The 222-nt window shown below is 55.9% G+C and carries 1 rRNA gene; it reads right to left on the reverse strand.

The features are described 5' to 3' along the window. Positions 1-221, reverse strand: a 16S ribosomal RNA gene (locus LRL21_RS47535); the annotation flags it as partial. Between the last annotated feature and the right edge of the window lies 1 nt (position 222).

The following is a 222-nucleotide window of genomic DNA, read 5'->3' on the forward strand; positions in this document are numbered from 1 at the left end:
CCAGTGTGGCCGTTCACCCTCTCAGGTCGGCTACGCATCGTCGCCTTGGTGAGCCGTTACCTCACCAACTAGCTAATGCGCCGCAGGCCCATCTGCAGGTCACAGATTGCTCCATGTTTCCAAACTCTGACAGGCGTCAAAGTCTTGTATTCGGTCTTAGCTACCGTTTCCGGTAGTTATCCCGATCCTGCAGGCAGGTTGCCTACGTGTTACTCACCCGTC

The organism is Paenibacillus periandrae (assembly GCF_022458865.1).
In the GTDB taxonomy this organism is placed as follows: domain Bacteria; phylum Bacillota; class Bacilli; order Paenibacillales; family NBRC-103111; genus Paenibacillus_S; species Paenibacillus_S periandrae.